A 22,350-nucleotide genomic window follows, 5' to 3' on the forward strand; every position below is an offset into this window, starting at 1 on the left:
GCAGTTCTGCGCTCAGGCGACGGACGGTCAGTTGGAGAAAGTGAGAGAAGCAAGGATCGCGAAAACGAGTGAGGTCAAATCGACATCGGCTGACCCCAAAGGGAGCCCAAGGGTGGCAAAGGCGGGCAAAAAACCCGCTTTTTGACTGGGTAGGGCCGGAATTGAACCGGCGACACACGGATTTTCAGTCCGTTGCTCTACCAACTGAGCTACCTACCCGATGCGTCTCGCGGATATCCGCGAGTCCTCGACCAAGCGAGGGCCCGGCATTATCCGAGAGGGTGAAGGGCGATGCAAGGCCCCTTGCCGCGGACGAGGACGATGCTCGGAACCAATGGGGATCGGCTGCCATGCCACCATCATATTCAGTACAGATTCTTCGACCGAAAGGACCGGCATTTAGGACCGGGCGAATTTGGAAGGATCCAACGAGCCCAAACCCTGATCCCACTCGATCGTGATGCCGCCGCGCCGTGAGGCCTGCTTGGCACGCTTCTTGGCCTGCTCTTTCTCGGCGGCTGCGCGCCGGGCAGCGATCTCGGCGAGTTCCTCGGGGGTCGGCTCGCGCGGGGGCGTCTTCATCGAGAGCGAAATCTTCTTGTTCACCGTGTCGACCGCCAGCACACGTACATCTACCTCGTCGCCGGGCTTGACCTTGTCGGTGACGGCCTTGACGTGCGTGTCGGCCAGCTCGGAGATGTGAATGAGGCCGTCGATGCCCTCTTCCAACTCGACGAAAGCGCCGAAATCAGCGGTGCGGGCGACCTTGCCCTTGATCTTCGCACCGGCGGGAAAGCGCTCGGCGACCGATGCCCACGGATCGTCCTTTACGGCCTTTAAGCTCAGTGAGATGCGCTGCTTACCCTGATCGACGCTGAGGATCGAAACCTCCACGACGTCGCCATCCTTGACAATCTCCGATGGATGGCGAACGCGCCGGGTCCACGACAGCTCGCTGATGGGAAGCAGGGCCTCGACGCCGGGTTCAAGCTCGACGAATGCGCCGAAGTTCTGCATGCGGACGACTCGCCCGTTGACTTTTGCGCCGGGGATGTATCGATCCGCGACGTTGGTCCACGGATTGGGCTTCACTTCCTTGAGGCTCAGAGAGACCTTTTCTTTGTCTCGCTGGAGCTTGATGACCTTGACCTCGACCTCGTCGCCGACCTTGACGACTTCCTCCGGCTTGTTGATGCGGCCCCAGCTCATGTCGCTGACGTGCAGCAGGCCGTCCACGCCTCCCAGATCGATAAAGGCACCGTAGTCGGTCAGGCTCTTGACGGTTCCCTTTCGAATCTGTCCGAGAACCAGCTCGCCGAAGACCTTGTGCTTCTCCTGCTCGGCCTCGACCAGCAGCACCTTGCGGCGCGACAGGACGATGTTCTGCTCGTTCGCTTCAAACTTGGTAACTTCGGCGCGGATGGTCTGTCCCAGGAGCGCCGAAATGTCCTTGAGGAAATGCACATCGACCTGGCTGGCGGGAATGAAGCCGCGAAGGCCTTCGATATCCACCTCGAGGCCGCCCTTGTTCATGCCGCTGACGACACCGGAGACGATGGTGCCGGGCTGCATGGTGGCGAGCGCTTGAAGCTCGCGGGCCTTCTTTCGTGAGACGATGAGCAGACCGAGTCGCTCGTCCTTTCCGACCACGGAGACTTCAATCGGATCACCAACGGCGTACTTCTCATCCCTGCCGAATTCGGCATGCGGCATACTGCCGAGGCTCTTGCCATCGAAGTCGATCAGAACATCCTGCGAACCGATATTGGCGACGCGGCCCTTGATCAGTTGGGCCTCCTCGGGCTCCTGAACCTTTGGCGCCGCGTCGGCCGCGGCGGCCATTTCCTCGGCGGTCATTCCACCCATCATCGTGTTCAACTCGCGTTCCACCGAATCCTGCTCGCCGTCCGTCATCGCCGCGACAAGATCGGCCGGGCTCTTTGGCGCCGGGGCACTCGGTCGATGCGGCTTGTTCGCGGGTGGCGCGTCAGGCGTTGGTGCTTGCGGTTGTGAATTTGTATCGGACACAGGCGGAGTGTGATGGGTTGGTTCCATGGAACGCTCTTCGTGGGACGAGGATGAGGGTTGTGGTGATTGATCCGTCATGATCTCAGAGTCGCCGTCAGGAAGGCATCCTCACATCCATACGGCGGACAATTGAAAGGTCACGAGTATACGCTTTATCGAGACCATCAGCGCTGGAAGTAACCGTCCTTCCGGCGATGAAAACTTGTTTGCGACTCCGGGTTTCGCTAATCGTGTCCTTACTCGACGCGCCCCATCCAGAAAGCATGACGATTGGGGGGTCGAACCCGTACTAGGCTAACAGAAACGCCAAGGCGAGTCGAGCCGGAACAAAAACCCTGTGAGCCAAAAAAAGGCGGTCCGTGAGACGATGTTCACGGACCGCCTTGGTGTTCCCTTATCAATTGCTTAACAATCCGCCCGGCCCCACGGAGGGGCCCGCTAACAGAGCGCTGCTACATCGGCTCTTCGTGATGCTGGATGTTGCCATCCTTGTCGAGGAAGCCTTCGAGCTTGCGGCAGCGCACCGGGTGCTGAAGCTTGCGAATGGCCTTGGCTTCGACCTGTCGCACGCGTTCGCGCGTGACCTTAAAGATCTTGCCGACCTCTTCGAGGGTATATGTGTATCCGTCGCCGATTCCATACCGGAGCTTGATAATCTCCCGCTCTCGATAGGTCAGGCTCTTGAGAACCTGCTCGATGCGGTCCTTGAGCATCTCGTTGGTGGCCGTGCTGACCGGGCTTTCAGCGGAACCGTCCTCGATGAAGTCACCGAAGTAGGAATCTTCGCCTTCACCGACGGGCCTATCGAGCGAGATGGGGTGCCGGCTGATCTTCAGGACCCGGCGAACCTCGCTCAGCGGCATGCGTGCCTTCTTGGCGATTTCGTCGATCGTGGGCTCACGGCCGAGCTCCTGGAGCAGATCGCGCGAGATGTTGCGCAGGCGGCTCATCGTCTCGATCATGTGGACGGGAATGCGAATCGTGCGGGCATGGTCGGCGATGGCGCGGGTGATGGCCTGTCGAATCCACCATGTCGCGTAAGTGCTGAACTTATAGCCCCGACGATACTCATACTTATCGACGGCCCGCATCAGACCGGTATTGCCTTCCTGAATGATGTCGAGGAAGGACAGACCGCGGTTGCGGTACTTCTTGGCGATGGAGACGACCAGTCGGAGGTTTCCGCCGGAGAGCTTTCGCTTGGCGTCTTCATACTCGGCGAAGACGCGCTTCACATCGACGACGCGCTTGCACAGCATTTCCGGCGTCTCAAGGACAAGGTCCTGGAGGCCGGCGATTTCGTCGCGCATGGTCTCCTGGTCTTCTTCGGGAATGGCGGCGAGCTTCTTGGGATCGGCCAGTCGCCGCTCGATCTCGGTCATCTTCTCGGACAGGGCGAACAACTTGCGCATCATCGGCGTGACGCGGCTGGTTCGCAGAGCCAGCTCCTCGAAGAGGGTGACGGCTTTGCGACGGCGCTGATGAATGCGACGCCAAATGGTCTTTTCGTTGGCTTCGGAATGACGGCCGTTGTGAAGCTCGGCCCAGTCTTCCTGATTGAGCTCCATCAGCTTTCGGACGGTGGCGAGATTGCCGGGGAGTCGCTGAAGAACGGTCTGCTTGGCCTGGTTCTCGCCGGTGGAAATCTTCATCGTGCGATCGAAGGGCAGTGAGCCTTCGTGAACGCACTGGATCGTGTCGGCTGCGGCGGCGAGACTGCAATCCGACTCAAGCACCTTGCGCCGAAAGGCGGTGCGCGTCAGTTCGATCTTCTTGGCAAGGGCGATTTCCTGGGAGCGCGTCAACAGAGGAATCTCGCCCATCTGGGTGAGATACATGCGGACCGGATCGTCGATCCGGCGACTGGGCGCTTCGACGGGGAACTCATCCTCGACGGCAACCGGCTCGGCCTGAGCAAACGGCTTTTTGACGGCGGTGGCATCTTCGCCGAATGCGGCCAGCTTCGTGGCTTCGGCCTCATCGACCATGTCGATGCCGATTTCTTCGAGCTTCTGGAGAATGGCCTCAAGGCGATCAGGCAGAATGGCCTCATCGGGAAGGGCTTCGTTGAGCTCCTCCCATGTGAGATAACCGCGCTGCTTGCCCTTCTCCACCAATTCGCTCACGCTCAATTCGACCGGGTCGGCGCTTCGCGCGACGGCGGACGGCGTGGAATTCGCGGCGGCTGCCAAGACTGTTGCTGGAACGGGGGGTTCCTTCGTATGTTGTTTCGTCATCGCTCGCGTCATATTTCGTGCGGCTCCAATTCGATGCAGTTTTACGGGCGGCGGGGCGAGGATTCGACCCGCGAATGTTCGCTCTCTACTCCCGATTATCGCGACCGCGGCAACCGTGCGGCGGTCGGCTCTCTCTCCCACTGGTTCGGGCGTCGGTCTGCGCCGGAAAAATACATCCGGCAAAGACGCGATGGCTCAGAACCTCGCCGATTTACTCGGCGCTGCGCGGCGACTCGAAACCGGCACCCGCAGTCAATGGGGTCGCCAGGTGTTTGTGCGCCGCAAAATGACTCACCCGTCGGGCCACTTCAGTGACGGCTAGCCGGGCGGACCGATCATCGTCGGCCGCGCTGTCGGCATCGTTGCTCGTCCCGGTCGATTCGACCGGTATGGCCTTTCCTCTCAGCCCTGCCGTGATATGGGCGAGCTGATTGTGCTCCTTGATCTGCCTGAGCCGTTCGACGGCGCCGCGGAGCGTGGCTTCATAGTTTCCGCGGCACAGGCCGGCGGCCTGCAAATCCATGATCCTCGCGGCGATGTCGACCGACTCAAACCGGCCGAGCAGTGCGGCGAGCGACTTCTCGCATTGTTCATCGCATGCCATCTCACGAACGGCATGCGCAATCTGGCGGAGCTGGACGTCGGCGGATATCTCCGGGTCGAACTCCGAGGCAATCTCTTCGTAGAACTGGGGCTCGTTCAGCAGGACGCCGAGCAGGTCCGTCATGGCCGCCGACCCGTCATCGCGGGAGGTTGCGGCTTGACGTTTGACACTCGGGGCTGCCGGGCCGACCGACGCGGAAGGGCCCGGTCGGCGCGCGAGAAGCCTCAGTTGGCGATTCACTTCATCCGCTGGGACTCCCAGCAACTTCCCTACCTGGTTAAGAATCAACCCCCGTTGGATCGGATCAAAGGCACCCAGGTCGGTAGACCTGACGATCAGGTTCAAGAACTCCTCGACCGCCCTCCGTCGGTCCAGGGGCGAGGCCACTGCCTGGCAACGCCGCACGACCTGTTTCCACTTGAATTCTAGCGCTCCGAGTGCCGAGGTCAAAACCGCATTAAACGCCTCGGAGCCTGCGGAAATAAGGAAATCGGCGGGGTCCTTGCCTTCTGGGACGTTGGTCAGGCGAACGTCCAGTCGCTCGGTCAGGAAAAGAGGCAAGCTACTATCCGCGGCGCGCTGACCGGCTTCATCGGAATCAAATACCAGGGTGACCGAATCGACATAGCGGCTCAGCAGTCGAATATGTTCGACGGTGAGGGCGGTGCCAAGCGTCGCCACGGCCTGGGTGAAGCCGTGCTGCTGGGCCATGATGCAGTCAATGTAGCCCTCGACCAGGATGGCGTTTCTTGACTCTCGGAAGGCGTCTTTGGCAGTGGCCAGGCCGTACAGGCAACGGCTCTTATCGAACAAAGCACTCTGCGGTGAGTTCAGGTATTTGGCGTCGTCATCGGCCAGCGTGCGACCACCAAAACCGACCGTCCGACCCATGGCATCCACGATGGGGAAGATCAGCCGGTCGCGGAAGGCGTCATAGAGCGAACCGTCCTCCCGTGGTTTGGCCAGGCCGGCGGAAAGCAGTAGGGGCTGAGGAATATCGGCCTGTCGGGCGGCAGCGACCAGCACAGTCCAGCCACCCGGCGCAAAGCCAATAGCAAATCGTTCGGACGACTCCGGCGAGATCTTCCTCGCATCGATGTAATCCCGAGCAGCCTTGCCTTGCGCTGAAAGCAACTGGGAACGAAACCACCGAGAGGCCCACTGATTGGCCCGTTCCAGGTCCAACTTACTCGAGCCTTCGCGCTCGCTGCCGCCGCTTGATCGCTCTTCGAGGTTGATGCCGGCCCGGTTGGCAAGAATGGCCCGAGCCTCAAGGAAATCGACCCCCTCGCGGAGCTGGACAAACTTAAAGACGTCGCCTCCCGCTCCACACCCGAAGCACTTAAACGTCTGTTTATCGGGCGTAACGTTGAACGAGGGCGTTTTTTCGTTGTGAAATGGACAGAGTCCCTTGAAGTTTCGGCCTGCCCGCCGAAGGGTGACATATGCCGAGACGACATCCATGATGTCGGAGGCCTGTCTGATGCGATCGGTTAGCTGGTGGGCGGTACTCTGACCGATCACGTTAACTCCCAAGTGGTTCAATCGGCGGCGGTGCGGATAGAGATCGTTCCGTGACCTTAACCCTTGAATTGTCCAGCGTTTGTGACGACTCGGTACGCCCTGTTCCCCCAAAGAAGGGGCTTGAAAAAGACCAGTAATTATAACACCAATACTGGGACCGGGCAAATTATCGGCGAAGAAAAATAGCTATACGACGCAGCGGGCTTTCGTTTCCTTGATATGGGACGAAGTGCCATTTGTCAGCTTTGTCGGTAGCTGCTCATTTAGGGAGCGATTCGTTTTCCCAGTGACGGTTCGAGCGTACTCGCCGCCGGATTGCTTCGACCGTAGGATGCCGCCGAATCGGTCGAAGTCCGCGTGGACGGCGAACCGTGAATTCTTTCGTCAAGGCATGTCTATCATGAAATCACAAGTTGCAAAGCCGTTGTGGACGATCGCGTTGGTGCTGTTTTGTGCCGGCCAGGTTCGGGCGGAAACGATTGAAGACGTGAAGCAGAAGATTCACGCGAAAGTCTCGTCATACAAAAGTCTTGAATATAGGGCGATCTTCACCATAGACGTCAACATGCCTCAGATGAGCATGAAGTCGACGACCGAGCAGACGGCGCAATACGTGAACAATGGCGACAAAATCCTCGGACGGTTGGAGACCACCAGCAAGTCCGAGCAAAAGATGGGCGATCAGGCGAGCAAGACCGAATCCAAGACCGTCGACATCTCCGACGGCCAATTTGCGTATACGGTGTCCGAAACCGACGGGACAAAGTCGGCCTCGAAACGAAAGGCGGACCTCACCAAGGAGCTCAGCCCGTTCAACGCCCAGGCTTCGTTTAAGCTCATGGAAGAGCAATTTACAATCAAGCTGCTTCCGGACGAGACCGTTGACGGCAAGGCGGCCTGGGTGCTGGAGATGAAGGCCAAGGACCCGGCACAAAGCGCGTTGGTGGGAAGGACGCTTTCCTATTATGACAAGGAATCAGGAATCAGCGTCAAAAGCATGAGCTTCGACCCCAGCGGCAAGCCCACGACGACCTCCATGACGAAGGACATCAAAATCAACTCGACCATCAATCCTGACCGGTTTGTTTTCAAGGCGCCGCCGGGGGTGAATGTCGTGGACACGACAGTTCCGGGGAAGTAAGCGGTCCGTTTGGCCCGCGTGCGGATGCTCGGATATACTCCTGGATTCTATGCCGAGTCAGAATCTCGCAGTTGAGCTTCCCGTGCAGGAATCCACCGGGGAGAGTTTGTCTAACGAGCGGCCGATTCCCTTGGGCACGCGCCTGCGAATCGGCTTCGTCCGGGGTTTTCTCGTTTTCTATGCCCGCTGTTTCGGGCTTTCCGGCCTCTATCGCCTCGGGCGGTTTTTCGGCATCCTCGAATACTCCTGCGACTATCGCCGACGGGGTCGGGTGCATCGCAAGCTCCAGTCGCTCTTTGGCGATGAAATGTCGCCGGCGCGGCGGCGGCAGGTAACGCGCCGGTACTTCATGCGCGTCCGCTGCGACAAGATGTTCTACACCATCATGGACCGCATCCCGCGCGGCAAACTGCTCAATCGAATCAAGATCAAGAATGTCTACAATGTCGACGATGGTTTGGCGCGCGGCAAGGGCCTTTACGTCGCACTCTGCCACTACGGCTCTCATCATGTCGCCGGTTTGATGATGGCCCTTCGCGGGTACAAGCTTGCCGGCGTGCGCGACCCCAAGGAGAGCCACGTCCGGCGCTACATTCAGCAGAGATATCGAGAGACATTTCCGGAAGTGGCGGCGATGAAGTTCGTCTATGCGAGTTCGTTTCCTCGCGTCATTTATCGGCACATGCAATCCAATGCCATCGTCGCAAGCCTGCTCGATGTGGATCGCAATCGGGGCGAGAACACAAAGACTTGCAAGGTCACCTTCTTCGGTCAGGAGCGGCAATGGCTTACCGGCCCGGTGCAGATGGCCGTGCGCTGCGGGGCGACCATCATTCAGGGGTTCGTCGTTTCGCGAAAGAACTTCTACTACCAGCTCATCGCAACCCCGCCGCTGGTGGACCCGGCCGAGGCGGCCGCCGCCGACGAGGAATTGGTCGTTACCCAGATCGTGCAGCAATACGCGGCGGCTGTTGAGCAGTTCGTCCGCGAACATCCCGATCACGTCATGAACATCTGACGTCGGCCATTTGTTGCGGCGGACTTCAGCACAGCTCCATCTCAGCCGCGTGGACCATCGGCTCCAAGGTGCCCGCCGAAAAATCGAACTGCACGCCGGCGGTGGCGAACAACTCCGGCAAGGGCCGCCTTCCTCCGAGAGACAGGGCTTTTCGATACGAGGCCACGGCCCCGGGGAAATCCTTTTTTGAATTCAGCCACACACCCAGCGCGCCTAATTGGGCAATGCCGTATTCCACATAGTAGAAAGGCACCGTGAAGGGATGGCCCTTGCGATGCCAGTTGTAAGCCAGGGCATCATCGTGGCCGGAGTAGTCGACCCAGTCGCCGAAGCGGCGATTGAGTGCCACCCATGCGGCCTTGCGCTCGTCGCGGCTGTGCGTCGGATGGGTGTAGGCCCAGTGCTGAAGCATGTCGATGGTGGACATGTAAGGGAAGAAACGCACGATGCCGTCGAGATGATCCTGCCAGGCCCTTGCGGCATCAGCGACGTTGTAGAACTCGCCAAGATGCGGTCCGGCGATCAATTCCATTCCCATTGAGGCGACCTCTGCGAATTCGATCGGCGGATCGCGCAAGTCCGCCAGCGGTTCGTGAGCGGCGGCGAAGACGTGAAAGGCGTGGCCGCCCTCGTGGAGCAGGGTCTGCACGTCGTCGTGCGTGCCGACGGCGTTCATGAAGATGAACGGTTGCCGTCGCCCCTTGTATTCCATCATGTAACCGCCGGGGGCCTTGCCCTTGCGGCTCTCGAGGTCGAGCAGGTTTTCCTTTCGCATCGTGTCGAACTGGCCGGCGAAATCGGGGTGGACCTTGGCAAACATGGCGGCGCAGCCCTCAATCAACCGGGCCGCGCCTTCAAAGGGCCGAAGTGGATCGCGCCCCTGCGGATCCACCGCCATGTCCCACGGTCGTAGAGAATCAATTCCGAGTTGTGCCTTGCGTTTCTCTGCCAGCCGCCGGGCAGCGGGCACGACAATCTCGGCAATGGCGTCGGAAAACGTTTCGCAGTCGGCGGCGTTGTAGTCGAATCGCTCCAGTTCCTTGAAGGCGTAGTCCCGGTAATTTGCGAAGCCGGCATTCACGCCGATTTTGTGCCGCACGGCGACCATCTTGTCGAACTGCGCCTCAATCTCCTCACGGGCCTCGGCCCATTTGTCGGCCATTCGCTGCCACGCATCCTGCCGCGTGTGACGATCCGTGTTCTCCAGATAGCGACCCATCTGCTGTATGGTCTGTTCGCGGCCCTCGTACTGGACGGTCAGGCCGCCGGTCACTTTCTGGTATTGCTGACGGAGCTTCTCGTCCTCGGTCTGGAGCGGGACGTTCTCCTCGCGGAATATGGCGGCGCTGTTCTCGACCTGTCGAATGAAGACCTCGAAACGCTCGCGCGGCAGAGCCGACCGGTGATCGCAGGCGAGGAATTTTTTCTCAAGGCGATTGTTGCAGACACTGGCGAGCGGCTGGACATTCTCGACAAAATCCAGATAGCGCTTTTCGCGCGCGGCGTCGTCGGTCTGGCAGGTCATCTCGACGTAGCGGATTGAGCCCTCCTCGTCGAGCCACGCGTCCAGATCCGACCATTCGAGCAGCCATGCCTCCAGGGCAGCGGCGCTGCCCAGCGGTCGGGCTTCCAGATCGCGATAGAGGCCTTCGACGACAGCGGGCTTTCCGAGGTCGGCGTCCTTAGGAACGAAAGTGCGAGTGGGGCGTGGCAATGGAGTCCTCCCTGACCGGCGAATGACAAATGGAAACGAATCAAGACGCTTCGCCGAATGCGGATTGCACGATAACGGGAAATCGCGAGGAGTAAAAAAGGCGTGCGGCACCCCGTGGTTTTGGCGCGGTCAAAGGGTGCCGCAGCGAGTGGAAGACTGGCTTTTCCTGATTCCCATCGGCTCACAGGTAGCGAGCCGTTGAGTGCCGTTCGGACAATATCTTGAACCCCCAATCCGGCCTCTCGGATTGGGTGGAAATTCGTATCTACTCGGTGGCAAAGCCACTTAGGGAATCCTGCCGCCCCTCGATGGTAGGGTGAGCCTATTCGTCCACCCTACGCTAACATTATAATCCTGAGAATTTTAGCGGTCAAGCCCGGCCGGACACATTTCCCGATAATGTTCTGTGATGCGACCCGAATGTTCGGGCATTCCGACTCCGACGAGTCAGTGCTTGGTGATCCGTTCACGTCCACCCATATAGGGTCGCAGCGCCGCGGGCACCGTCACGCTCCCATCGGCGTTCTGATACTGCTCCAGAATCGGAATCAGGATTCGCGGGCTCGCGATCACCGTGTTGTTCAGCGTATGGCAGAATCGGGTCTTCTTGTTCTCGCCCTTGTAGCGCAGATTCAGCCGCCGGGCCTGAAACTCCCCGAACCGCGACGCGCTGTGCGTCTCGCCGTAGCTCTTCCGGGAGGGCATCCAGGTCTCGATGTCGTACATCTCTACCTTGCCCTGGCCCATATCCCCGGTACAAACCGCCATCACGCGATAGGGCAGTTCCAGCTTTTGCAGGACCGCCTCGGCATTGGCGATGATCTCGTGGTGGAACTTCTCACTCTCGGCCTCATCGGCCCGACACAGGACGACCTGCTCCACCTTGTCGAAAAAGTGAATGCGGTAGATGCCGTAGGTGTCCTTTCCCGCCGCGCCGGCTTCCCGCCGGAAGCACGTGGAGACGGCGGCCAGCTTCACCGGCAGCATCGACTCGTCGAGAATCTCGTCACCGTACATCGCCGTCAGCGAGACCTCCGCGGTACCGACGAGGCTCTTTTCATCGCGTTCGCAGCGGTAGGCCTGCTCTTCGCCGCCGGGGTAATAGCCCGTTCCGTACATCATTTCGTCGCGGACGAGGATCGGCACGGTGACCGGCTCAAATCCCCGCTCGATGATGACGTCCATGGCGAGACGCAGCACCGCATGATGCAGCAGGGACCCCGCTCCGCGCAGTAGATAGTTCCGCGAGCCCGCCAGCTTGACCCCTCGCTCGATATCGAGAATCCCCAGCGAAGCCCCCAGCTCGACGTGGTCCTTCGGCTCGAAGTCGAATTTCCGCGGCTCGCCCCATCGCCGAGCCTCCACGTTTTCATCTGCGTCCTTGCCGATCGGCGTCTTGGCGGACGGCACCTGCGGAACTGTGAGCATCAGCGCCTTGAAATCGGTCGCCGTGGTCCGCTCCTCGTCCTCCAGTTCCTTGATGCGCTGCTTGATGGCGGCGGACTCGGCCTGAAGCTTGTCGCCCTCAGCCTTGATCGTCTCGACCGGCGTTCCCTTGGCGATGGCCTCCTGATACCACTTGCTCTTGGGGTTCTTATAGAGGCCGATCTGCGAAGAAAGCTCGTTGCTCTGGCCGCGCAGATTGTCGGCCTCCTGCTGAATCTGCCGACGTCGATCGTCGATCGCAAGCAGGTGGTCAAGGTCGCAGGTGACCCGCTTGTCCCGGATGGCAGCCCGGACGGCCTCGGTATTCTGTCGTATGAAGTTGATGTCGATCATGGCTTTCCAGGGCTCCGGCAGGGGGTTCTCACGGTGCTTGGCGGGCCCACTTTCCGGGCGGGTCCATCGCCGAAGCGACGGACCGGCCGGTTCGGGACCGATTACGGGGCGGATGATAAGGGAATTCGCGGTCCTGCAAAGCGGCGCGGGCCGGACTGACGAGTATACATGGGTAGGCTCTTGAGCCTGGCGCGGGCTCTTTCCTCGCCTCCAAGAACATGATTTCGGCATAGGGTGTCTCTCAATGCGACGATCCGCACTCAAGATGATCTTCATGTCACTGGCATCCGCCCCGTTACTCGGCACGACGTGCCTGGGCGGCACGGGCGGAACCGGCTTTCCTCGAACGGCGAACTGGAACCGGGCCACCGTGAACACAGGCGCGGCTCTTCGTCCGACCGTTTCACTGACCGCCGACTTCGACGGCGATGGCAAGGTGGACATCCTCGTCGGCTACGCCGGCTCGGGGGCGTCGAACCCCGCTGTCGTCATCTTCTTCCAGGATACGACGACTACCTTTACCGCTGTTACGCTCGCCAGCAGCACCGACCTTGCCGGTATCGTCGGTCTGGCGATCGGCGATCTCGACGCGGATTCTCACCCCGACGTGGTTGCAGCATGTAACGCGCGGCTCGTTTATCTCCACAGCCCCGCCGCTCCGCGGACCGGCGCCTGGACCCTCTCGACGCTCGACCAGTCCAACGACGCAGCGCTGGGACAATGGAACGACGTCGCCATCGGAAACATCGACAACGCCAACGGCCAGGACATCGTTGCCTGCAATGCCGGCACGCCGGGTCGCGTGAGCTGGTTCCGCAGCCCAGCGGCGAACATTGTGAACGGGACCGGTTGGACCCGCGTGGACATCGACATGGCCTCGCGCACAAATGCCTCGTCGGTGGCACTAGCTGATTTCGACGCTGACAATCGAATCGATGTCATCTCAACAGCGCCCGGTGAGAGCACCGCCCGTGTGGCGTGGTACAAGAATCCGGCCAATCCGCAGACCGACTTGTGGACCAAGTTCACCGTCGGGAATCTGGCCGCCGCGTCACGACTGGCCATCGCCGATTTGAACGTGGACGGCCGCTCCGACGTGATCTCGATCAACGGGCCCGGTCGGCAGGTCGGTTGGTACGTTCGGCCGGTGGACGCGACGCAGGCGTGGAGCGGGTTCCTGCTGACCATGTACACGACTGCGCAACCAGTGGACGTAAAGGCGGCGGACTTGAACGCGGACAATCAGGTGGACGTCGTGGTGGCGACCAATACCGGCGGCACGCTCCGCTGGTTCATTCCCACGCCCGGCCAGACGCAGACGGCCCAGTGGCTGGAAAACAATGTTCGCGACGTGACGGAGACGATCCAGCGAATCGCGCTCGGCGACATAGATGCCGACGGCCGGCCCGACGTCATTGCCCCGCTTCAAGCCGCGTCATCCGCCGCCGACACCGTCGCTTGGTTCGAGAATCCCGAGTGAAATCGCGGTTGTAGGGCCCCGATCGGTAACAACATTGTATCAGCGGGCCTCGAACAGCCCCTGCACCGAGATGCCCGTTTCAATCCTATCCTTTGTTGCCGGCTCAAGATAAGTCCGATTGCACATCACCATCACTTGTCTGTATGAGACGAGTCTTCCGTGAAAGCATGAACAGCGCGGCTACGTCTTGCATACATGGTTAGCAGTGATTCGCCGCGGAGCGTTTCCGAGGCAGTCACTCGGTCATGTAAAGGAGTCGTATCATGTACAAGTCGAAGTGGTTTGTGGGTTCGGCCGTCCTTGCGGGTTGTCTCGCGATTGTCGGTCGCGTATCAACCGTCTCGGCAGCGGGCAACGATGCCCAGATTGCAAAACAACTGACTACTGACAAGATCACGCTCACCCGCGCCATTGAGGTGGCCCAGGAAGCCTCCAAAGGCAAGGCAGTCAGCGCCAGCGCGCGGATGATGGGGAGCGACTTGGAGATTTATGTACATTGCCTGGCCGGGGACAGGTGCATGGAAGTGCCGGTCAACGCCAAGACTGGCAAGGCTGGAAAGCTGACCGAGACCAAGGCGATTGGAAAGCTCAATCCTCTGGCACAAGCCCGCGAGGTCGAAAAGCTGTTGACCGAGGACAAGATCACCCTTGCCTCAGCCATTCAGACCGCCCAGACCAACAGCAAGGGAGAGGCAATCTCCGCTCATTGTACGACCGCCGGCGCAAAGCTGACGATCGAAGTCCGCTGTGTCGCCGCGGAGAAGCCGCTTCAGGTGTTGGTGGACGGCAAGACCAACAAGGTCACCAGGACGGAACAGGTCGCGCAGGCCGGTGGACACCCCCGGCATCACGGCGGCAATCATTCCAACCCGCCCAAGAAGTGATTGGTTCGTGCCCGCTCTCCCAGCCGCGACCACCGGCGAGTAGGTCGCGCGCTGGACATGCAGGGTCCGCCTTCCTGAATCTTCAAAAGGCGGACCCGATCATTCTGAATCTCATGTCAGGTTTCAGGGTGGTGGCCCATCCGGTTGAGGTTGCTCCATCGAATAGAGCCACCACCGCCGCTTGGCCGATTCGCCGCGTTTGACATGCCGAACGGCGTAGAGCGTCATCACCTCGCCGCTGTCCACGCGCACCTTCCAGAAATGTTTTCGGTAATAGGCCTCTCCCCTGCGATGAAACTCACGCTCGCTCGCCTTCCATTGCGTGATTGTCTCAGCGATTACGTAGTGACGGTCTCGCCAGGTAAATCCCGTCGGTAGCCCGGGCTGGCCCGATGCCATCGCTGCGGCATCAAAGCTCGCCGCGTCGGGCACGATCGCCTCGGAAATGAATGTCTCATCCGCCATCTGAGGAGTTCATCGTACCCGCCCTCTTGAGTTCTGCGATCTCGCAACCCGAAGGATGATTCACAGAATCGACCGATAGAATCCACACCAGCCGCCAAAAAACCGGTTTCATACGTCCGGCTCACTTCGATTTCTTCATGGATCCCCGCGCCCGCTCGATATAGGAAGCGGCGGAATCCGGGGGCTTCGCGTGTGCGCGAGTCGCGAGCTCCGCCTGATCTTTGAAAGGGTCGATCGCTATGAACGCCTCCGCTGCAACAGATGTCGTCCTGACGAAGCCGCCTCGCCGTGTGCCCGCGCCGGTTTGTGTCGGTGCGCTCCTCGGCGCCAAGCAACTGCAGTTCGGCTGCGGCATCATCCTCATCGCCATGACTGTGATATGGATTCTCCTGCGGGGCGAAGTATTCAGCCCGCTGACCGGACTCGCCCTGCTCGGGCCCACGACCCAGGTTCAGGGAGTTGTGCAGGAAGTGTTCGAAGGCGAGAAAGTGACGTACAAACCTTACGCAACCGATGGCTATGGGAATTCATATGGTTTGGAGCGCGTCACCATTACCGGCGTGCGCTATGGTTACACCGGGCCCGATGGCACGCCGCTCTCCGGGGTCGCTACGGGACTGCGGCAAAACCGAGACGAGGCAATCACCGACGTCGGGGCGTCCATCCCGGTTGAATATTCAAACTGGCATCCCGAACTCTCGCACGTCCCCGGCCTGAAGAGCGACGCTGAGGCCAAGACGTACATTCTCACGGGCGCGTTTTGGCTGGCTGTTTTCTTCGCAGTGTTGGCGGGCTTTGGCATCCTCGATGCGATGTGGCACGGCGTCTCGCAGATTCGGCTGATGGGGCGGGGTATTCTCACCGAGGGCCGGCTGATCGACCTTCGGCAGTTGCCCGTGTTGGGGATGGTTAACCTGCGGCGAATGGTCTATTCCTTCTTCGACGGCCGGCAGCAGCGGCAGGCAAGCGTGGTAGGGACCGCCGATGACATGGCCACGGCAACCCCGCAGCCGGTCTTCTTCGACCCGTCGAACCCCGATTCGATTGCCCCGGCGAGCATGATCGCGGGACACTTCGAAATCGACGCGCAGGGCGATCTGACCGAGGGCGACTCAAACCCGTACAACTACATGTGGCTTCCGACGGCCTGCTGCCTCGCGGCGGCGTGGTTCACGCTGAACCTCTTCGACCTGGCCGAGACCCCGGAATTCCTGAAGACGGCGATCGCCTTCATGGAAATCTGACCGGTTCGCGGTTCCAACTGCCCCGTCGTTCCTAAATGCCCGTCAAACCGGGGGCTTACATAGCGCCCTGATGACAATTCCAACGTCCGTCGATACATTCTCTAAGTGACCGGGCCACTATGAAATGAAAGGACGCGGCCGTGAATAGTCCCATGCAAAATAATGAGTATCGATCGAGCGGATCATCGCAGTTTGAAGGCAGCATGAACATCTTCGCGCAGGGATTTGAAGGCGCGGCTGATCGCAGCACCTTCATCATGCGCACCTACATGCACCTGGTCGGCGCGGTGATGGCGTTTACCGCCATCGAAGTCGCCCTCTTCCAGAGCGGGCTCGCCGAGCGCATCGCGGTCGCGTTCATGAGCGTCAGTTGGTTGATCGTACTGGGCGGATTTGTCGTGGTGAGTTGGTTTGCCACGCGCACGGCCCATGCGGCGGCGACCCTCCCGGCCCAGTATCTGGCGCTGGGCATCTTCGTCGTGGCTCAGGCGCTCATCTTTGTGCCGCTGCTCTACATCGCCAACTCGTTTGCGCCCGGCGCGATCGAAAGCGCCGCCGTCTGCACTCTCGTCGGCTTCGGTGGACTCACGTTCGTCGCATGGGGCACACGGAAGGACTTTTCATTTCTCCGCGGCATCCTCTGGTGGGCCGGCGTCTCGGCGATGGTCGCCATCGTCGCCAGCCTCATCTTCGGATTCACCCTCGGCACTCTCTTTTCGGTGGCGATGGTCGTCCTGGCCGGCACGTCGATTCTCTACGACACATCCAACATCATCCGCCACTACCCCGAAGACCGCTACGTCGGGGCGGCGCTCCAGTTGTTCGCCTCCGTCGCGATGATGTTCTGGTACATCCTGCGGATATTCCTGAACGCGCGGCGGTAAGACGTCTCCACAGTAAGTTTCAAGACAAAAACAAGGGCTCACCCTTTCGGCGGTGAGCCCTTTTTTGTGTCACGGCTGTGGAACTATATTTTTCCTGCTAATTTCTTAAACTCATCTTCGGTAAGTACGTTCACGCCTAGCGACTTTGCCTTTTCCAATTTACTCCCCGCCTCATCACCGCAGACGAGGTAATCCGTCTTCTTGCTCACGCTGCCCGACGTCTTGCCGCCGAGGTCCTTGATGAGCCGCTCGATCTCGCTGCGCGAAAAGTTCTTCAACGTGCCCGTCACGACGAGCGTCTTGCCGGTTAGCGGCTGGTCTCCACTGACCTGGCGCTTCGGCTGTGTCATGTTCACGCCCGCGTCGCGCAGGCCCTGCCACGCCTTGCGCCCCGCCGTGCTTCCGAAGAATTGCCGGATCGACGCCGCCACTTCCGGCCCGACGCCTTCAACTTCCTGAAGCTGCTCCTCGGTTGCGTCGGCAACCTTCTCCATTTTGCCGAAGTGCTCGGCGATGATCTCCGCCGTGCTCACGCCGACGTGGCGAATGTTCATGGCCGCCAGCACGCGCGCCAGCGGCCTCGCCTTGCTCACCTCGATCCCCTCAATCAACTTGTCGGTGCGCTTCTCGCCGAATTGAACGATGCTCTTCTTCGTTTCGCAGGTCTTGGTGTCTTTGCGCTGCTGCTCAATCTCCAGCGTCATGAGTTGATCGCGACGACCGGGCAGCTTGTAGATGTCGGCGTAAGCGTGGAGCCAGCCCTTGTCCACCATCTTCTCGATCATCACTTCTCCGAGGCTCTCGATGTCCATTTGATCCCGGCCGCAGAAAAACTTCAGCCGTTCCTTGATCTGCGCATCGCACGACGGGTTGATGCACCGCACATAAACGCCGCCCTCATCCTTCTCCACTTCACCGTTGCAGACCGGGCACTTCGTCGGCGGCTCAATCTTCTTCGTCCCTTTGGGCCGCTTTTCAATCACGACCCGAATCACCTGTGGGATGATCTCGCCCGCCTTCTCGATCACCACCGTGTCGCCGATGCGAACGTCCAGCCGGGCGACCTGGTCAAAATTGTGCAGACTGGCATGCCGGACAATCGTTCCCGATAACTGCGTCGGCTCCATCACCGCGCGGGGCGTGATCGTCCCGAGTTTGCCGACCTGAAAATCGACGTTCAGCAGCTTGCTCTCCGCCTGCTCGGCCGCGTACTTGTAGGCGATGCACCACCGCGGATACCGGCTCGTCGCGCCGAGAACATCTCGCTGGTCGATCCGATCCACCTTGATGACCAGCCCGTCGGTCTCGTATTCCAGATCGCGCCGCTTCGCGTCCCACTCGTGGACGAACTTCACCACTTCGTCGATCGACTCACACAGCTTCTGATGCGGGCTCGTCGGAATGCCCCACGCGCGGAGCTGCGCAAACAGCGTTGAGCCGCGGTCGAACTTCGCCCCGACGATCTGGCCGTTACCGTGGGCGATGAAGGACAGACCTCGCGTGGCGATGGCCGCCGAGTCGAGACTCTTGAGGGTGCCCGTTGTGGCGTTCCGCGGATTGGCGAACGGCTCTTCGCCGTCCTTCACGCGCAGCGCGTTGAACGCGTCAAACGCCCTGCGCGGCCAATAGACCTCGCCGCGCACTTCCAACACCTCCGGCCAGCCCTTGCCGTGCAGCCGCAGCGGAATGGCGCGAATGGTGCGGATATTCGCCGTGATGTCGTCGCCCGTCTTTCCGTCGCCGCGCGTTGCACCAAGCACGAGCCGCCCATTCTCGTACCGCAGCGAGGCGGACACGCCGTCGATCTTCGGCTCGACGAGATACTCGTACTTTGCCCCCTCTAACCCGCGCGAGACACGCCCGTCAAACTCGCGCAGTTCGCTCTCGTTATAGGTGTTGTCGATCGACATCATCGCGGCGGCGTGGGTGACATGCCGGAAGCCCTCGATCGGCTTCTCCCCAAGACGCTGCGTGGGCGAATCGGGATCGAACAGTTCAGGGTGCGCCGCCTCCATTTCCTTCAACCGCGTGAAGAGTTTGTCATACTCCCGATCGGAAAGCTCCGGCTTGCCTTCGACGAAATAGAGATGATCGTGCCGGTTGATCTGCTCGCGCAGCTCGGCGATGTCCTTCTCGACGTTGCTCACGATGGGCGGTCCTTCTGCGTAACGTTGGCGGCGCTCTTCGAATCCGCAAATATACCGTCCCGGCTAGAGTTCGCTTTCCTCGCGCGGCGGGATGGACGTCGTCGTCTCGACGTAGAGCAGCCCCGAGTAGCCATCCTGCGTCTGCGCCCCTTCGCGAATTCGGGCGATGCACCGCAGACCCGTCGGCGGCTGGTCCGGCTGCATAGCCAGGCGGTAGGCCATCGACTGCGAGATCTCAGGCTTGTAGCGAAGCTCCCGATGAATCAGGCCGAACTCGGCGATCGTCTCGATCGGCGGCTCGTAGGAACGAAGCTCGCCGTAGGCGATGAATTCGTAATTCATGAGTTGCTCGTGCGGTCGAAACGGCACGACGACGTACCTGACGCCGAGCTTCTCAAGCTGCTGGACGGCGAGCAATTCGTCCCGCTCGGCATAGAACTGCGCCGCCGCGACGATGCCCTCCATCGCCCGGTGATAAGGCGCGGCGACGATCGGCAGCCGCGTGCGATAAAGCAGCATCGGTCCCTCGCCGTCTTCGCAGAGGATGGCCCGGCGAGTTTCCGGGGACGCCGCGCGCGATTCAAATTCGCTGATCCGCGCGGCGACATGCGCGGTTCGCAGGTTGGTCGGATGCGGTTTGGGGCTTTCAAACTTGAAAAGAAAATCGCTGCACGGCCAAATCAGCACGACGCACGTAGCTGTGAGGAGCCCCGCATCCATCCACGGCCGCGCTGGGGTTGATTTCAAGGCACGGCGGATCAATTCGATGAGGCCGATGATTGCGACGGTCGTCATTGGCAGGAAGGCATGATCCAGCCATCGCCGCTGGATGATCGCCAGTGCCGCAAAGCCCACGGCCGAAAGGGCGAGCATCGCTCGAGGACCGACGGGCAGCATTCCGCCTCGCACAAAGAACCACAGCGCGATCGGCAGAACGTACGGCCAGAAGCCCAGCCACAGGTGCAATTGGGCGAGAGAGAATTGGCTCGCCGTGCGCGTCCAGAGCGGTTGAAGTTCCACAATGTGGGCCGACCAGCGGATGAATTCGGAGCCCATGACATCTCCGAAGATGTGGTCGCTCTGCACGAGTGCCCAAACGGCGAACACAGCCAGTCCCGTGGCCAGCGGCGTCCAGTGGCGCAGACCGTGAACAAACTTGCTGAGTATCCCCGCTCGTGCCGCGGTGACGGCCCCCGATGGAGCGAGAAACGCCAGCAGCGTTAGTGCGACGTGAAATACGCTGACCTTGTCTGCCGCGGCGGCGGAGACGGTCGGCCAGTTTTCAATCAGAAAGCCGGTTGCAACCACAAAGAAGACGACGCAGCCCCATTCAAAACGCCGTGTCGCCCACGTCACACGTTGCGCCTCCGGTGCGCGAAAGGTCGCAATTGTCGCGCCGCACAGAATCGCCAGCCACACCGCCATCGCCTGAGGAGCGACCCACAAGGCAAGGCCCGTCGCCGCCCCACTGAGAACGGCCGCCCGCTCGGATGGAACCGCGGGTGATCCATCCGGCGTACGCCTGGGAAGCCACAAGAGCGCGCCGACCATGAAGAGCAACTCGAGCAGACAGTGATGGTCCGGATGGCCCAGGGCAAACGGCCTGTGGAATGCGGGCGAAACAAGGACCACCAACGATATTGCCAATGCGATCGGCCAACCCGTGGCCCGTTGAAGCAGCAGAATCAACAGCGAAACATAGATCGCCCCGACGATGACCGGCAGCCAAGCCGCCGCACGGTCGAGCCGGGCCTGCGGATTATCCGCCAGCAGCGGGCCGATGGATTTCGCCGCCGCGACGACGAGGTAGTCCATCGGCGCGGTCCAGTGCAATGTCGTGCCCACCGGCCAATTGATCTCCGGCATCTGCCTGACAAGCGATGTCCGGCCCTCAAGAATCTCGCGGGCCCGATACAGGCGCATGTAATCATCTGGGTCGGTGAAGAGGACGCCGCTATCGGTAAAGACAGCCGGAGCGCGGCGGGCTTCAACGGCCACGCCCAGGGCAACAATAATGAGGCCGATGATCGGTCCCGCCACGCGACGCACAAGCACCTCCAAAGGTCGGCGGCCTCCCCGCTCGACCGCGTAGAGCATAACGCATGTTCGCGGCTCCATCAGCGGCGCTTGCCTTAACCATTGGAATCTCGGTCAAGGCACACGGTCGGCCACGAGCGCGCAAAAAGAAAGCGTCAGGATTCACTGGGAATGCCCGACGCTTTCCGGAGGGGAAAGAAGCCGATTGCCTCTGCCCGGCTCCTGATAAATCATCGAGGGCGAACCCTCGAAGCATGAACGTCTTTTTTAGAGGTTCATTTTTATTATTTTTATTTCAGCGGCCGCAAGACGGTCGATGAAATCACTTATGAACTACTTTCTCAAGCTTTTTCTGCGTTTTCTTTAATCCACTTCGGACCTTTTTAATACTCTCTCTTGGTTTTAGGTCCTCTGGCGCGGCGCCGCTGATTTCAATCATCGTGTCCCTGACAATACCACCTACCTCACGAGCCGCGGTCTCCAGAGGGAGCTGCCCCATGATCTTGTCTCTACGGATTTTTTCTTCCGTCTGGGTTAAGCGAAATACATTTGCTGCAAGCTCAGTCCTACCCATGTGGTCAATCAAGGAATCCTTTTTTGATATGCCCTTGTGCTGCTTGATTTGCCACAGGCTCATGTTGTACATGCCTCTGTAGCCAGCATCCTGGAACCTCGCGTAATTTTCGATCTGTCCACGTCGCGCAACGCTACTGAGACTCTTTTCCCGTTCAGCAATATCGCGACGAAGGATTACGCGTTCAACATTCTCTGATTCCTCAGAAGCCTGCCGAACTGCTTCAGCGATAGAGATGAAGTACGCTTGGGCTTTGGCAACTGCGGGCTTCTTGACGTCGCCATTCATGACGGTCAAGTAGCATCCGAACCGTGAAAGCCAATAGTCGTTTCCGTCTGAACTACGTCGAATTACTTCAAAATTGTCATGAACCGAGATGTTCAATGTTGCGCAAGCCGCGATCGCTCGATTGATGGCACCGTTAAATGAGACAGCATCCGAGTAGCCGAGTAGCTTCATTAGATCCGATGCCAGCCACCGGGATTTTTCTTCCTCGGGATTATCTACCCCGAGGCTTTCGAACTTTTGAATCTCAAATCCTTCGATAACTCTCATAACGATGCCGCTCCCTTAGTAAGCAACTACATATT

General features: G+C 60.1%; 15 protein-coding genes and 1 tRNA gene. 6 read left to right on the top strand and 10 right to left on the bottom strand.

Going from position 1 to position 22,350, the window contains the following annotated elements:
- Positions 1-146 precede the first annotated feature (146 nt).
- The 4 genes from HS101_11850 to HS101_11865 all read right to left on the bottom strand — a co-directional run bounded on the left by HS101_11850 (position 147) and on the right by HS101_11865 (position 6,393).
- A tRNA-Phe gene (locus HS101_11850) sits at positions 147-219 on the bottom strand.
- 180 nt (positions 220-399) lie between these two features.
- Positions 400-1,914, bottom strand: a complete 1,515-nt coding sequence (locus HS101_11855; GenBank protein MBE7506957.1) for a S1 RNA-binding domain-containing protein — start codon at positions 1,912-1,914, stop codon at positions 400-402.
- 566 nt (positions 1,915-2,480) lie between these two features.
- Entirely contained in the window at positions 2,481-4,265 is a 1,785-nt protein-coding gene (gene rpoD, locus HS101_11860; protein MBE7506958.1) for an RNA polymerase sigma factor RpoD, read from the bottom strand.
- Positions 4,266-4,476: 211 nt separating this feature from the next.
- Complete coding sequence (locus HS101_11865; GenBank protein MBE7506959.1) at positions 4,477-6,393, bottom strand: DNA primase; 1,917 nt, start codon at positions 6,391-6,393, stop codon at positions 4,477-4,479.
- Between the two features lie 400 nt (positions 6,394-6,793).
- Between HS101_11865 and HS101_11870 the strand changes: the two genes are divergently transcribed.
- A complete protein-coding gene (locus HS101_11870; protein MBE7506960.1) occupies positions 6,794-7,534 on the top strand; it encodes an outer membrane lipoprotein carrier protein LolA in 741 nt (246 codons plus the stop codon).
- 49 nt (positions 7,535-7,583) lie between these two features.
- Entirely contained in the window at positions 7,584-8,552 is a 969-nt protein-coding gene (locus HS101_11875; protein MBE7506961.1) for a hypothetical protein, read from the top strand.
- A 25-nt stretch (positions 8,553-8,577) separates the two neighbouring features.
- Here HS101_11875 and HS101_11880 read toward each other — a convergent pair whose 3' ends face one another.
- The gene (locus tag HS101_11880) at positions 8,578-10,290 is read right to left on the bottom strand and encodes a M3 family oligoendopeptidase (GenBank protein MBE7506962.1); all 1,713 of its coding nucleotides are present in this window, start codon (positions 10,288-10,290) and stop codon (positions 8,578-8,580) included.
- Positions 10,291-10,713: 423 nt separating this feature from the next.
- The gene (gene serS, locus HS101_11885; GenBank protein ID MBE7506963.1) at positions 10,714-12,045 is read right to left on the bottom strand and encodes a serine--tRNA ligase; all 1,332 of its coding nucleotides are present in this window, start codon (positions 12,043-12,045) and stop codon (positions 10,714-10,716) included.
- A 244-nt stretch (positions 12,046-12,289) separates the two neighbouring features.
- Between serS and HS101_11890 the strand changes: the two genes are divergently transcribed.
- Both HS101_11890 and HS101_11895 read left to right on the top strand, forming a co-directional pair.
- Positions 12,290-13,525 carry a VCBS repeat-containing protein gene (locus tag HS101_11890; GenBank protein MBE7506964.1) on the top strand — a complete coding sequence of 412 codons (1,236 nt, stop codon included), beginning with the start codon at positions 12,290-12,292 and terminating at the stop codon, positions 13,523-13,525.
- A gap of 263 nt (positions 13,526-13,788) precedes the next feature.
- Complete coding sequence (locus tag HS101_11895) at positions 13,789-14,409, top strand: hypothetical protein (protein ID MBE7506965.1); 621 nt, start codon at positions 13,789-13,791, stop codon at positions 14,407-14,409.
- A 123-nt stretch (positions 14,410-14,532) separates the two neighbouring features.
- On the opposite strand, the gene HS101_11900 is transcribed toward HS101_11895, so the two are convergent.
- Entirely contained in the window at positions 14,533-14,874 is a 342-nt protein-coding gene (locus HS101_11900; protein ID MBE7506966.1) for a hypothetical protein, read from the bottom strand.
- 239 nt (positions 14,875-15,113) lie between these two features.
- Here HS101_11900 and HS101_11905 point away from each other — a divergent pair, with 239 nt between their 5' ends.
- Both HS101_11905 and HS101_11910 read left to right on the top strand, forming a co-directional pair.
- Complete coding sequence (locus HS101_11905) at positions 15,114-16,118, top strand: hypothetical protein (GenBank protein MBE7506967.1); 1,005 nt, start codon at positions 15,114-15,116, stop codon at positions 16,116-16,118.
- A gap of 203 nt (positions 16,119-16,321) precedes the next feature.
- Positions 16,322-17,002, top strand: coding sequence for a Bax inhibitor-1 family protein (locus HS101_11910; GenBank protein ID MBE7506968.1), 681 nt, complete (start codon positions 16,322-16,324; stop codon positions 17,000-17,002).
- Positions 17,003-17,085: 83 nt separating this feature from the next.
- On the opposite strand, the gene ligA is transcribed toward HS101_11910, so the two are convergent.
- The 3 genes from ligA to HS101_11925 form a co-directional block, all read right to left on the bottom strand.
- Positions 17,086-19,149, bottom strand: coding sequence for an NAD-dependent DNA ligase LigA (gene ligA / locus HS101_11915; protein MBE7506969.1), 2,064 nt, complete (start codon positions 19,147-19,149; stop codon positions 17,086-17,088).
- 63 nt (positions 19,150-19,212) lie between these two features.
- Positions 19,213-21,267, bottom strand: coding sequence for a hypothetical protein (locus HS101_11920; GenBank protein MBE7506970.1), 2,055 nt, complete (start codon positions 21,265-21,267; stop codon positions 19,213-19,215).
- 241 nt (positions 21,268-21,508) lie between these two features.
- A complete protein-coding gene (locus HS101_11925; protein ID MBE7506971.1) occupies positions 21,509-22,315 on the bottom strand; it encodes a hypothetical protein in 807 nt (268 codons plus the stop codon).
- Positions 22,316-22,350: the final 35 nt, after the last annotated feature.

This window comes from Planctomycetia bacterium, assembly GCA_015075745.1.
Taxonomy (GTDB): Bacteria; Planctomycetota; Phycisphaerae; order UBA1845; family UTPLA1; genus UTPLA1.